This window comes from Pseudoalteromonas sp. CO109Y, assembly GCF_004208935.1.
GTDB lineage: Bacteria > Pseudomonadota > Gammaproteobacteria > Enterobacterales > Alteromonadaceae > Pseudoalteromonas > Pseudoalteromonas shioyasakiensis.
The window spans coordinates 470,629-483,553 of record NZ_SGPD01000042.1 but is presented as its reverse complement, the minus strand read 5'-3'; the positions used below and the strand labels follow the sequence as shown (position 1 = coordinate 483,553).

The 12,925-nt window shown below is 41.3% G+C and carries 14 protein-coding genes; 11 read left to right on the top strand and 3 right to left on the bottom strand.

What is annotated here, in order from left to right; translation table 11 throughout:
* Positions 1-3: 3 nt before the first annotated feature.
* Positions 4-813 (top strand): sulfite exporter TauE/SafE family protein, encoded by an 810-nt coding sequence (locus EXT43_RS19810; RefSeq protein ID WP_062565888.1) that lies wholly within the window; start codon positions 4-6, stop codon positions 811-813.
* 37 nt (positions 814-850) lie between these two features.
* Here EXT43_RS19810 and EXT43_RS19805 read toward each other — a convergent pair whose 3' ends face one another.
* Positions 851-1,765 carry a LysR family transcriptional regulator gene (locus EXT43_RS19805; protein ID WP_171037175.1) on the bottom strand — a complete coding sequence of 305 codons (915 nt, stop codon included), beginning with the start codon at positions 1,763-1,765 and terminating at the stop codon, positions 851-853.
* A 97-nt stretch (positions 1,766-1,862) separates the two neighbouring features.
* Between EXT43_RS19805 and EXT43_RS19800 the strand changes: the two genes are divergently transcribed.
* From EXT43_RS19800 to arsJ, 10 genes are all read left to right on the top strand, one after another.
* A complete protein-coding gene (locus EXT43_RS19800) occupies positions 1,863-2,276 on the top strand; it encodes a hypothetical protein (protein WP_062565886.1) in 414 nt (137 codons plus the stop codon).
* Positions 2,277-2,287: 11 nt separating this feature from the next.
* Positions 2,288-3,391 (top strand): alkene reductase, encoded by a 1,104-nt coding sequence (locus tag EXT43_RS19795; protein WP_062565885.1) that lies wholly within the window; start codon positions 2,288-2,290, stop codon positions 3,389-3,391.
* Entirely contained in the window at positions 3,391-4,335 is a 945-nt protein-coding gene (locus EXT43_RS19790) for a polysaccharide deacetylase family protein (protein ID WP_082710939.1), read from the top strand. Before EXT43_RS19795 ends, EXT43_RS19790 begins: the two co-directional genes overlap by 1 nt.
* On the top strand, positions 4,332-4,577 hold the full coding sequence (locus EXT43_RS19785; protein ID WP_058584498.1) for a hypothetical protein: 246 nt from the start codon (positions 4,332-4,334) through the stop codon (positions 4,575-4,577). The genes EXT43_RS19790 and EXT43_RS19785 overlap by 4 nt, the downstream gene beginning before the upstream one ends.
* Before the next feature lie 185 nt (positions 4,578-4,762).
* Positions 4,763-5,899, top strand: coding sequence for a serine hydrolase domain-containing protein (locus tag EXT43_RS19780; protein WP_062565884.1), 1,137 nt, complete (start codon positions 4,763-4,765; stop codon positions 5,897-5,899).
* A gap of 146 nt (positions 5,900-6,045) precedes the next feature.
* Positions 6,046-6,810, top strand: coding sequence for a metalloregulator ArsR/SmtB family transcription factor (locus EXT43_RS19775; protein WP_062565883.1), 765 nt, complete (start codon positions 6,046-6,048; stop codon positions 6,808-6,810).
* A gap of 9 nt (positions 6,811-6,819) precedes the next feature.
* The gene (gene arsB, locus EXT43_RS19770) at positions 6,820-7,842 is read left to right on the top strand and encodes an ACR3 family arsenite efflux transporter (protein WP_062565882.1); all 1,023 of its coding nucleotides are present in this window, start codon (positions 6,820-6,822) and stop codon (positions 7,840-7,842) included.
* Between the two features lie 13 nt (positions 7,843-7,855).
* A complete protein-coding gene (locus EXT43_RS19765) occupies positions 7,856-8,356 on the top strand; it encodes a dual specificity protein phosphatase family protein (protein ID WP_062565881.1) in 501 nt (166 codons plus the stop codon).
* A gap of 2 nt (positions 8,357-8,358) precedes the next feature.
* Complete coding sequence (locus EXT43_RS19760) at positions 8,359-9,369, top strand: ArsJ-associated glyceraldehyde-3-phosphate dehydrogenase (RefSeq protein ID WP_062565880.1); 1,011 nt, start codon at positions 8,359-8,361, stop codon at positions 9,367-9,369.
* Positions 9,370-9,374: 5 nt separating this feature from the next.
* A complete protein-coding gene (gene arsJ, locus EXT43_RS19755; protein WP_062565879.1) occupies positions 9,375-10,583 on the top strand; it encodes an organoarsenical effux MFS transporter ArsJ in 1,209 nt (402 codons plus the stop codon).
* Between the two features lie 243 nt (positions 10,584-10,826).
* Here arsJ and EXT43_RS19750 read toward each other — a convergent pair whose 3' ends face one another.
* Positions 10,827-11,585 carry an AAA family ATPase gene (locus EXT43_RS19750; protein ID WP_062565878.1) on the bottom strand — a complete coding sequence of 253 codons (759 nt, stop codon included), beginning with the start codon at positions 11,583-11,585 and terminating at the stop codon, positions 10,827-10,829.
* Positions 11,586-11,749: 164 nt separating this feature from the next.
* Positions 11,750-12,820, bottom strand: coding sequence for a DUF1214 domain-containing protein (locus EXT43_RS19745; protein WP_205990977.1), 1,071 nt, complete (start codon positions 12,818-12,820; stop codon positions 11,750-11,752).
* Between the last annotated feature and the right edge of the window lie 105 nt (positions 12,821-12,925).

Sequence of the window (12,925 nt, the reverse complement as noted above, 5' to 3'; positions counted from 1 at the left end):
ACAATGAATGAATTAATCGTGCTTATTATCGCTTGCGCCGTACTTGGCAGTGGGGTTGGCTTTTTAGCGGGGCTATTAGGAATTGGTGGCGGTTTGGTGATTGTGCCCATATTAAGCATGATCTTGCTGCACTTTCAGGTGTTACCTGCTGAGCAAGTTGTGCTGGTGGCGATTGCTACATCGCTTGCCTCAATTCTGTTTACATCTACGTCATCAGCTATCGCTCACCATAAAAATGGTAATGTGCCTTGGCAATTGGCTCCGTGGGTGATGACTGGGGTTGCACTAGGTGCACTTATCAGTGGCTTTTTGGCTTCACTATTACCAGAACATGTAGTGCGAATTGTATTTGCTGTGAGTGTATTGCTTATTGCACTAAAAATGATTTTAGGCAGTAAAAATGACAGCCAAACATTACGCTCGCTACCTAATAAAGGCCTGTTAACATTTTATACAAGCATCACGGGGGGGCTCTCTGCCATGATAGGTATTGGCGGTGGTGCGGTACTTGTGCCGTTACTAACGTTTTTCTCGGTGGATATGAAAAAAGCTATTGGCTGTGCCTCGGCCTGCGGTATTGTCATTGCGCTATTTGGTTCAGTGGGTTACATCAGCTCGGGCAGTCAGTACCTTACATTAAAAGAGGGCTTTGCCGGTTTTGTTTATTTACCAGCCTTGTTTGGTATTGTTTGTACTTCGTGGTTTACCGCACCATTAGGTGCAAAAGCAACGCATCATTTGCCTGTGTCTACCATCAAGAAAATCTTTGCAGGGCTTTTGGTAATTATGGCTGTGAATATGCTTATAAAGTAGTGTTAACTATTAAATCTACTTTGCGATTTATTTAAAGTTAGCAGTGCTTTTTGAACCAACACTCAAAAAACTCTATAAACGCTTTCACTTGCCGAGGTTGGAATTGCCTGCTTGGATATATCACCTGTAGGCCGACACTTTTTTTATCGCTGTGGCTAAAGCCTCGAACATACTCATCTAGTATCAAAATAAGGTCGCCTGTTTTGAGGTCATTTTTGATATCAATGTATGATTTTAAGGCTATGCCATGGCCTTGATTTGCCCAGCGTCTTACCACCTCACCGTCTGAGCATGAAAGGTGGGGAGCTACTTTAATAGAAAAGTGCGTGTTATCTACCTCAAAATGCCAGTCATTTAGCGGTTGCCCAAGTCGCTCAAGTACAAGGCAACGATGATTTTTTAAATCTTCGGGATGCCTTGGCAAGCCAAACGATTCTATATAGCTAGGTGAGGCGCAAAGCACACGGCGGTTATTACATAGCGGGCGGCTAATCAAGTTACTATCAGGCAAATTGCCGAATCTAAATGCCAGATCAATACCTTCCTCAACAATATTGGTAACCCCATCTGTCAGTACTAAGTGCGGTTTAACATCTGGGTGGCTATTGATGAATTCTGCTAATGCGGGTGCAACAAACTGGCGACCAAAGTCAGATGTTGCAGAGAGTTTCAGCTGGCCTCTTAGGCTTTGTTGCGACTCTTGAAGTATGTTTTCTGTGTTTTCGACTTCTGCTAATACTCTTAAACAGCCACTATAAAAACGTTCACCTGCATCTGTTAAGGCAATACTGCGCGTATTACGCGTTAACAATCGCGTATCGTAATTTTGCTCAATTTTATTAATTCGTGCTGTCATACTTGCAGGCGAAAGCCCCAATTTTCTTCCCGCAGCGGCTAAACCTCCCGCTTTTACAACGTGAACAAAAAGCGCCATATCATCAATTTTTGACATTATTCTTCAGTTTTAATGAATACTTATTTAACTCTAAGGCTAATTATCAATTTAGTCAAAATAGTTAAACTCATTTCATCACTTGAAGGAGATAGAAATGCAGCTTAATCATGCTCTGTTATTAGCAACGAATATCCAGCACATGGCTCAGTTTTTAGAGTCGTTAGGCCTTAAAAAGGGGCCAAGGCCAGCATTTGGTTTTGATGGTGTTTGGTTATATGACGACTTGGATACACCATGCATTCATATAGCAGCTAAGTTTGGCATAAATGAATCGCAATCTGATTACTTAACCCAAGCTTCGGTATCAACAGAAGCAGTTGGCTTATCAACGGTTGACCACCTTGCTTTCTTTGCAACTGATTATCAAGAAGTTAAAGCACGGCTAGAAGCAACTTCAATACCATTCGTTGAGCGGGAAGTGCCGGCAGCGAATGAGCATCAAGTGTTTATTCAAGGGCCTGATGGCTTAAAAATAGAAATTTTATTTACACGCAGCGAGCTTATTTAAAAGGTACACACATGAAAAATAGAGTATTTAATACAGACCAAATTGGTCATCATAAAACCGCAAATAAAATAGTGATGGCTCCAATGACCCGTTCACGTACGGCTCAACCAGGCGATATTCCGACAAGTTTAATGGCAGAATATTATGCGCAACGAGCCAGTGCAGGTTTTATAGTATCAGAGGCGACGCAAATTTCTGCACAAGGAAAGGGCTACTCATTTACCCCCGGGATTTATACTGAAGAGCAAATCAATGGATGGCGCAAAGTAACGCAGGCTGTTCATCAGCAAAATGGTCTCATTTTTTCTCAGTTATGGCATGTTGGCAGAATGTCGCATAGTGTCTTTCATCCAGGCGGCTTGCCAGTTGCGCCAAGTGCTATTGCTCCAAATGCGCAAGTGTGGGTGGTTGATGAAAATGGCGAAGGCCAAATGCTTGATTGTCCTACACCACGTGAATTATCGACCAATGAAATTAAGGGCATTGTTGAAGACTATAAACAAGCTGCTTTAAATGCGATTGCAGCAGGGTTTGATGGCGTTGAGGTACATGCAGGCAATGGCTATTTAATTGATCAATTTCTAAGGCAAACATCAAACAAACGTACCGATGAATACGGCGGTAATATTGAAAATAGAGCAAAGTTCGCGCTGCAAATCATTACCGCAATTAGCCAAGCTATCGGCCCAGAAAAAACGGCTATTCGATTAGCTCCTTTTATTACACAAAGAGGCATGGATGATCCGCAAGCAATCGATGCCATTTTATATCTAGCTAAAAAGTTTGATGAACTTGGAATTGCTTATGTGCATTTAGCGGAAGCTGATTGGGATGATGCTCCCCTCGTAACAGATGAGTTTAGAGTTAAATTACGTGAAAGCTTTGGTGGCAAAATAGTGGTTGCAGGAAATTACACATTAGCAAAGGCCGATAAACTAATTGGTGAAGGCTTAGTTGACTATGTTGCATTTGGCAGAAAGTTTATTGCAAACCCTGATTTACCTTATCGTTTAGAGCACAATTTACCTTTGAATGAAATATCAGATCCTACTACTTTATTTGGTGGTGATGAGCGAGGTTACACAGACTACCCAGTATATCAGGGAAATAAATGATGAAATTTTTAAAGCCAATTTTAATTGCGTCGGTGTTTGTTCTAAGCTCCTTAGGTGTAGCTCAAGCTAAGGAGGCAACATCTGTATTTTGGCCTGATGATGCTCAACTTGTGATCTCAATTTCGATGCAGTTTGAGGCAACAGCGCAAGACCAATCAGATCCAGGCCCGTTTCCACCGCAAGAGCTGGGTTATCCAGACACTATTTCACCCTCTTGGTACCAGTACGGCATGAATGAAGGCATACCCAGGCTGCTAGATTTATGGGATAAGCATCAAATTAAAGTAACTTCTCATATGGTTGGCCGAGCTGTTGAATTAAATCCTGAATTAGCAAAAGAAGTCGTTCGGCGCGGGCATGAAGCATCAGGGCACGGACAAACATGGACCCCTCAATACTCTATGAGTGAAGAGCAAGAGCGACAGTCATACATAAAAAGTGCAAATATCATTGAAAAAGTCACAGGGCAACGGCCTGTGGGGTTTAACGCTTTTTGGATGAGGCACTCAAAAAACACACTCAAAATCCTTAAAGAATTAGGTTTTATTTATCATATAGACGATTTATCTCGTGATGAGCCATCGCTAACACCTGTCGGAAGTGACGACATTGTTGTTGTTCCATACACTTATAGAAACAACGATATAGTTCGGTACACTGGCAGCACAGCCATGACTGGTAAAGCGTATTTACAAGAGCTTAAGGACGAGTTTGATGTGCTCTACAAGGAAGGCAAACAACGCAGAAGAATGATGTCTATCAGTGCTCACGATAGATTAGCGGGCACTCCCGCTAGAGTGAAAGCGTTGGATGACTTTATAACCTATGCAAAGCAGCACAAGGGGGTTAAGTTTATGCGTAAAGATGACATAGCAAAATGGATTTTACGCCAAGACAATGTGCCAAAAAACTCACCTCGAACTTTTGAAGAGAATTTGTTATGAAATACACACTAACCTTTATTGCATTACTTTTATCTGGCTGTGCCTCACAGCAGCAAATGGGTGAATTTGAGGATGTAGTAATCGCAGATCATCACTGCCCAGGGGAAATAGATCGAAGCTATAACACCACGATTTATAGCTCAGACGAACCAGAAAAAATTGGCAAAACTGAAGTCACTACACATTGCACTCCAGTTAAAACAGAAACTGAATTTGAAAGAGACTTAAGGGAGCATCAGTAACTTCTTAAAACGCCTCAAAATACGTTTGCTAAGGCTGCAATTATGCTTACTAAATAGCATTAACGTATTAATTCGACAAGAGGAAAGTCGTTTGTTAATGTCAGTTAAGCAGTATTTAGGCTGCTTAACTGCTTTTTTCGAAAGCTGTAGGCGCTAATTAAGGACTATTTTTTAAGGAAAATGTTATGGAACGCTGGTGCTTTCAAGCGAGTAAAAAAACACTAAGCTCTTTATTTGTTGCTCTATCGTTAATGGCTTTGCCAGTGGCTGCTGAGCCTACAAAGCCACTCGAAACTCACCATGCTTTAATGAGCCAAGTTCTCAATGCAAACCAACAAGCTCCCCTTACAGGTTTTGCACTTCATGTGATTGTTGATGATGGACATGCTTTTTCAACGGCAAAGCAAAGTAAAGAAAATGCGCCGCAAGTTATTAACCCAAATAGTTTATTTAGAATTGCCAGTGTGACCAAAACTTTCACTGCGGCAACGGTGCTACGTTTGCACGAGGAAGGAAAACTAAGCCTTGATACAACGCTTGATAAGTTAATTTCTGACGACTTTTTTGCGCTTCTTGAAAGCGATGGTTATGCCCTTGATAAAATGACGCTTAAGCAAGTGCTGAGTCACACGGCAGGGTTATACGATCACGCCCAAAGCGATCAGTATTTAGCTGGCATAATGGCAAATCCGCAGCAAGATATTACGATGCGCGAGCAAATTAAAGGGTGTGTAGAGTGGGGCGACCCAGTTGGTAAACCTGGTGAGCGTTTTTCATATTCAGATACCGGTTATGTGTTACTCGGCCATATTATTGAAAGAGTGACAGATTTACCGCTACCTGAAGCGGTTCGCCAATACTTAAGTTTCGACAAAAATCATATTGAAAATGTGATCTGGGAACGGGGTGATTCGGTTGCTGTGGATGAATCTCGTCGCGTACATCAATACTTGCATGGCACCGATACTTTTAATTGGAGCCCAACTGTCGATTTATATGGTGGCGGTGGGCTTGTTGCCAGCCCAATCGGTATGGCTAAATTTTATCAGGCTTTATTTTCAGGTAAGGTCTTCAAACATCCAGAAACGCTCAAACTCATGCTCTCGGATAAAGGCTTACCAGCAGATAGCCCTTACCGTTTAGGTGTATTTGCAAAAGAATATAACGGCACCTTGGTTTATCAACATGGTGGCTTTTGGGGCACTTTGGTGATGTATGAGCCAACAACGCAGGTGGTGGTCGCAGGGGCTGTTACTCAGCAAAAAGATTACGATCATCTTGAAAAAGTCATGAGTGACTATTTAACCTTACAAGCAAAATAACCCTCTAAAAACGGCAAGATCTAAGCTGGCGCAAAGATGCGCCAGATTCTTTCTTTAGTTCAATTTAAACTAAGTCATCAAGAAAAATAACTTGCGCACTTTATATAACAAAAATATTATATAACCAAATTGTTATGGAGTGAGTCGTGAAAGTTCTCTTTTTATGTACAGAAAATTCAGCCCGATCAATTATGGCTGAAGCGTTGCTTAAACATCATGGTAAAGGTGAGTTTGAGGTGTTTAGTGCGGGCACAGAACCTTATGCGGTAGACCCTCGTACGCTTGCGGCGATTGAGCATTTTGGTCTAAAAACTGATGACTTACACTCAAAGCACTTAAACGATGTAACTAACCTACATTTTGATTACGTCATTACCTTATGTGATGACGCTGCAAAAGAATGCGCTAATCGCGTTGATGGTACACATTGTTTAGGCTGGGACTTTATTGATCCAAAAACGCGTCCTGAACCTCACGCCTTTGAAAAAACCTTGCAAGAGCTCAATGAGCGAATTAAACAGTTTGTGCAATCCCATAACAAAGAAAAACCAGCATCGATTTCGCCAACCACATTTTATAAAGCCCTTGCAGATGATATTCGTTTAAAAAGCTTATTGCTTATCGCCGTTGAGCAAGAGGTTTGCGTATGCGAGCTAATGACGGCACTTAACGAGCAGAGTCAGCCAAAGGTTTCAAGGCATTTAGCGCAGCTTAAAAAACAGGGCATTTTGTCGGATAGAAAACACCAGCAGTGGGTATTTTACTCTTTAAACCCGACTCTACCTATGTGGATGAAACAAACAATTACCTCGACCGTGGTAAACGAACCAAATTTCATAGAAAACGAGTTAGCAAGGCTAAATGCGATGGGTGATGATCGCCCAACTCGTGTTGCTCGTTGCTGCAATTAAGGACTGAAAATGGGTGTTTTTGAACGATATTTATCTGTATGGGTTGCTGCTGCTATCGCCATCGGTGTGACGCTTGGGGTGATGTTTCCGCCTTTATTTGAGCTAATAGCGAAAGCCGAAGTGGCCCATGTAAACATTGTTGTTGCACTGTTTATTTGGGTAATGATCTATCCAATGATGGTGCAAGTTGATTTTTCAACGATTAAAGAAGTCGGTAATAACCCTAAAGGGCTGATACTCACTTTAATCATTAACTGGCTAATCAAACCGTTTTCAATGGCCGCGTTAGGTTGGTTATTTTTTGAAGGGTTATTTGCTGATTTGGTTAGCCCTGAAACGGCGCAAGAATATATTGCTGGGATGATTTTGCTTGGTGTTGCACCTTGTACGGCAATGGTGTTTGTGTGGTCACAACTGACCAAAGGCGATGCAAATTACACCTTAGTGCAAGTGTCTGTGAACGACATCATTATGATTTTTGCCTTTGCACCTATTGCGGGGGTGTTGCTGGGTGTATCTGATATTCATGTGCCATGGCTTACATTGATGATTTCGGTTGTGTTGTATGTATTGCTGCCACTTATCGCCGGGGTATTAACACGAAAAGCGCTTAATAATTCAGCACAAAATGAAGCTGCAGTGCAGTCATTTTTAGAGAAAATTAAACCGTATTCAGTTGTTGGCTTATTGGCCACTGTGGTCTTACTGTTTGGGTTTCAGGCGAACACGATTTTAGCCCAACCGCTAAACATTGTACTGATTGCTATTCCGCTTGTTTTGCAAACCTACGGTATTTTTGCAATCACCTATTTCATTGCGTTAAAACTTAAGCTTAAGCATAACATTGCCGGGCCAGCATGTTTAATTGGTACCTCTAACTTTTTTGAGTTAGCGGTCGCAGTGGCTATTTCATTATTTGGTTTGCACTCGGGTGCAGCATTAGCAACGGTTGTTGGGGTGTTGGTCGAAGTACCTGTGATGCTGTCGTTGGTTGCAATCGTCAATAAAACAACACATTGGTTTAAAGAATAATTGGGGAATCATAATGCAATCACATCCATTTGATATTTTACAACTAGAAACTGGGGCATTTATTTTTACCCCTTGCCCTGGCACAAAAGACGTTGGTTTATCACAGTCTGTTGCTGATTTAAAAGCGGCAGATGCAAAAGCAATTATTACTCTGATGTACGATGAAGAGCTTGTTAAAAATGGCGCGCAGCAGCTTGCAATCGAATGTGAGCGAGCAGATCTCAGCTGGTTTCAATTACCTATTATCGATGATGACGCGCCAAGCGAAGCGTTTAGTTTAGCTTTCAACAAACACCTTAACGAGATTCTTGCCATCATAAAAAGCGGTGGTAGCGTGGCTGTGCACTGTAAAGGCGGCTCAGGCCGTACAGGCTTAGTTATTGGTTTATTAATGCATGAGCTTGGCTATGCTAAAAATGACATAGTTAATCAAGTGCAGGCTATTCGCCCTAAATCGTTGCATAACCCAGTACAACGTTCATTTTTCGACAATTTTCAAAAAGTAGGAGCTTAACAATGGCAATTAAAGTAGGCATTAATGGTTTTGGCCGTATGGGTCGTTTATCACTAAGAGCAGCGTTTGCATGGGACGACGTTGAGTTTGTGCAAATTAATGATCCTGCGGGTGATGCAGCTACATTGGCTCACTTACTAAAGTATGATTCGGTGCACGGTATTTGGCCTCATGAGGTTGAAAGTAAAGACAACAGTGTGATCATCGATGGCCACGAAATTAACGTTACGCAAAATAAAACGATTGCAGACACTGATTGGTCTGGTTGCGATATCGTTATTGAAGCCTCTGGTGTGATGAAAAAAACCGAGTTACTGCAAGCCTATCTTGATCAAGGTGTGAAGAAAGTTGTTGTCACCGCCCCTGTAAAAGAAGACGGTGTGCTGAATATTGTAATGGGTGTAAACGATGATTTATACGATGTAAATCAGCATGATATTGTTACAGCAGCATCGTGCACTACCAACTGTTTAGCGCCTGTGGTTAAAGTATTGCAAGAAAAAATTGGTATCAAACATGGTTCAATGACCACTATTCACGATATCACTAACACGCAAACTATCTTAGATGCGCCCCATAAAGACTTACGCCGTGCTCGCGCATGTGGCATGAGCTTAATTCCAACTACAACCGGCTCTGCAACAGCGATTACACATATTTTCCCTGAACTTAAAGGTAAATTAAACGGCCACGCGGTTCGTGTGCCGTTAGCCAATGCATCAATCACTGACTGTGTGTTTGAAGTGACAAAGCCAACCACTGCTGAGCAAATTAACCAATGGATGCAAGAAGCCGCAGAGGGCGAGCTAAAAGGCATTTTGGGCTATGAAGAAAAGCCACTTGTTTCTATCGATTATAAAACTGATCCACGCTCAAGCATTGTTGATGCGCTATCAACCATGGTTGTCAACGAGACACAAGTTAAGCTGTATGTTTGGTACGATAACGAATGGGGTTATGCAAACCGTACCGCCGAACTTGCCCGAAAAGTTGCGCGATCACTTCAAGGTTAAAAGCAATGACGCGTTTGGCTAATCTTCCCGCTGATATAAAGCAGTACTTAATTGTCACTGGGAATTACTGGGCATTTACGCTTACAGATGGCGCATTGAGAATGTTGGTGGTACTGCATTTTCATGCGCTTGGCTACTCGCCTTTGAGTATTGCCATGCTGTTTTTGTTTTATGAGATTTTTGGTGTTGTCACTAACTTAGTGGGCGGCTATTTAGGCGCAAGGCTTGGTTTAAACAAAACCATGAATATTGGCCTTGCCATACAGGTTGCAGCCTTGTTCATGTTGGCAGTCCCCCCTGAATGGCTAAGTGTTGCCTATGTGATGCTGGCGCAGGCTCTGTCTGGGATTGCAAAAGATCTCAATAAAATGAGTGCTAAAAGCTCAATTAAAATGCTGGTTGCCAGTGGCCAAGAAGGCACCTTGTTTAAATGGGTAGCGATACTAACAGGCTCTAAAAACGCATTAAAAGGTGTGGGCTTCTTTTTAGGTGGTTTACTTCTCACATTAATGTCGTTTAAAGGCGCAATGCTAACCATGGCTGCCACTTTGCTGGTGGTGTGGTGTTTTAGTATTTATGCACTTAAAAATGATTTAGGCAAAGCTAAAAACAAACCTAAGTTTAACGAGATATTTTCAAAAAGTAGTTCAATCAATATCTTGTCAGCCGCGAGGTTGTTTTTGTTTGGTGCGCGTGATGTTTGGTTTGTAGTTGCACTTCCGGTGTTTTTATCGCAAGCCTTTGATTGGGACCACTGGACCGTGGGGGCCTTCTTAGCTAGTTGGGTCATTGGCTATGGGGCTGTGCAATCTTTTGCTCCTAAAATCATTAAGCTTAATAAGCAAACATCACCAAGTGCAGAGACAGTTAAGTGGGCATCATTGCTTGCTTTAGTCACCTTAGCCATTGCTCTTGCCATTGGTTTTGACTGGGCAGTAAAACCAATGTTGATAGGCGGACTGATGTTGTTCGGCGTAGTCTTCGCGATTAACTCATCATTGCACAGCTACTTAATTGTTAGCATGGCTGATGCCGATGGCGTATCACTTGATGTCGGGTTTTACTATATGGCCAATGCCATGGGACGCTTAATTGGTACTATGTTGTCGGGCTTAGTGTTTCAGCTTTATGGCTTAGCAGCCTGTTTGGCTATATCGCTGTTATTTATTGTTATTACCGCCGTTATTTCGACTAAATTACCAAAACAAATTTAGTTAAATCTAAACACGCCCTACAAAGGTAAGCATGCTTTATTGCTTACCTTTGTTCATGCATAGCATCAGAAATAATAAAATCATACCAATTCGCTTAATTTAGTAGTCTATTTTGAGGCAAAGAAACCTCGTTGATAGCAAGGCAAAAATTTCGTTATTTAGTTGTTCTAACTCAGAAATTTTTAACGCAGGTAGCGACAGGTTTAATCCCTCAAAATGATTAAGTCTTATTGCGGATTGGTATCAGTCACCTTCAGGCTTGAAAAGCTCTTCGAGCATTGGCTGTGGGTTGTTTAAAAATGCCTTTGTAATTTGGTAATGCTCAGTATCCTCATAATTTATTTGTTCAATACCTTGTGCTCCCACTTGGTAGATCCTCGCACCCGGGTATGCCATTAAAATCGGTGAGTGTGTGGCAATAATGAACTGAGAGTTCTGTTCAATTAGTTGAAACATGCGACTTAAAACAGCCAACTGCCTAGCAGGAGAAAGTGCAGCCTCAGGCTCATCTAAAATATAAAGCCCATTGCCGATGAAGCGGTTTACCATAAGCGCTAAAAACGATTCGCCATGTGATTGATGATGAAGGGATGTACCACCATAGGCATCTATCAGCTTAGATCCTCCAGAAAATCCCGAATCCAAGTCATCAATATTTGATGCAACGTTATAGAAGCTTTCAGCTCGCAAGAAAAAACCATCTTTGTATCTCTTAAACGATTTTGAGAGTAGCAAGTACTTATGAAGCTCTGAATGCGATTGCTGAGTTTGAAAGTTAAAGTTTTTAGAACCACCTTCGGCGTTAAAACCTAAGGCGATAGCAATTGCTTCTAAAAGAGTCGATTTCCCAGAACCATTTTCACCTACAAATATTGTGACATGTTTTGAAAAGTCTATTTCAAAGAGCTGATTAACCGCAGGAATAGAGAATGGATATGTATCAAAAGAGAAAACGTGCTCTCGTTTGAATGTCATCTTTTGAAGATACGGTAATGCGTCCATACACAATATTCCTAATAAAGACGAACTAGACCCTTAGTAGGCTCTGGTAACTTTCTAACTTTAAGTTTTTCACCTGTTCAAAGCAAGCGAAGCGAAACCGCAGTTAAGCAGTGAAAATGGCTGTAATGAGCCTAAAGTTCATAATTCAGGCTCAAGATAGTAATTTAAATTTCTGTGACTTCAGGTAGCTTATATGTTCTGTCTAAAATACTTTCGCCAGGCCTGTAAACTCGCATGAGAAAGTTCCAGCCTTGAGTAATATCAGCTCTATTAGCTTGATCGCCACAAGCTTGTTCTGAGCCGAAAAATGCGGTGAATGTTCCATTTTCGTTTAGGGTAACATTACGATCATTAATTATGTTGTTCGTTGATTTCATGAAGCCATCATCACCATAAACAGTAATAGACCAAAACGCATCATTATCAGGTACTTCGTATGTTGCAGAATAGCACTTACTTGGATCGGCAGGGCCTGTATAGTTTATATAAACAGCGTCTTTTTCAGGAAATAGACCCCAAGCACCAGCCACTGCTAAGTGGCGGCTTTGTTCGTTAACTTCTCCTTTTTTGCCCATCCAATCAGCTTCGTATTGTGCGAATTTTTGAAACTCTTTTTCATAATCGGCGCGAAGTTTAAGCATTGATGGCTTATCCCAGTCAGGCTTTGGAAAAGTGTCATTACTATTTGTAGAAATGATAATTTTCTTTTGTAATTCATTTACAAGAGCAACATCAGCAGAGTCATCTGGAGCAAGAAGCTGGATCCTTTGAATAACTGCCTGATACTTTGTTGTGTTAGGTAAAGCATGAGTTCCTGATTCATAAAATACCGCTGTTGCGTAGTGATCATTATCAACAACATAGACCGAGAAATATCGATCATCAGGAAACTCAGGAATTGTTACAGTAGCACCTCCTTCAGTATCTACTACAGCGCCTGCATACAGAGTATCTTTATTCATTCTCACTACACTTTGCTGATCCAGTGGCGTTGGTTCAGTGATGTAAAAGAACTCATTGATTTTACCGCCTGCTCTTAGTTGAAAGTCGAAAAATGAAAAGTCATCTTCAGCTCTTATGTAGTTTTCTGGAGTGACTAATTTTTGCGTGCTTTTAATAGTAGAACTCGCAGTTTTTATATCTTCAGAATTTGTTGTTTCTGTTTTATTATCGCCACAGCCAGCAAGGGTAAGACCGGCAATTATAAAAATCGATGTATTGAGCATGAGGCGCATTCGATGATCTCCATATTTTGCATAAACTTAAGTAAAGGGATTATTTTTCGAACAAAAAATAATCTAGCAAGTTAATAACTTTAACTCAATGTTTGGGTACAAAGT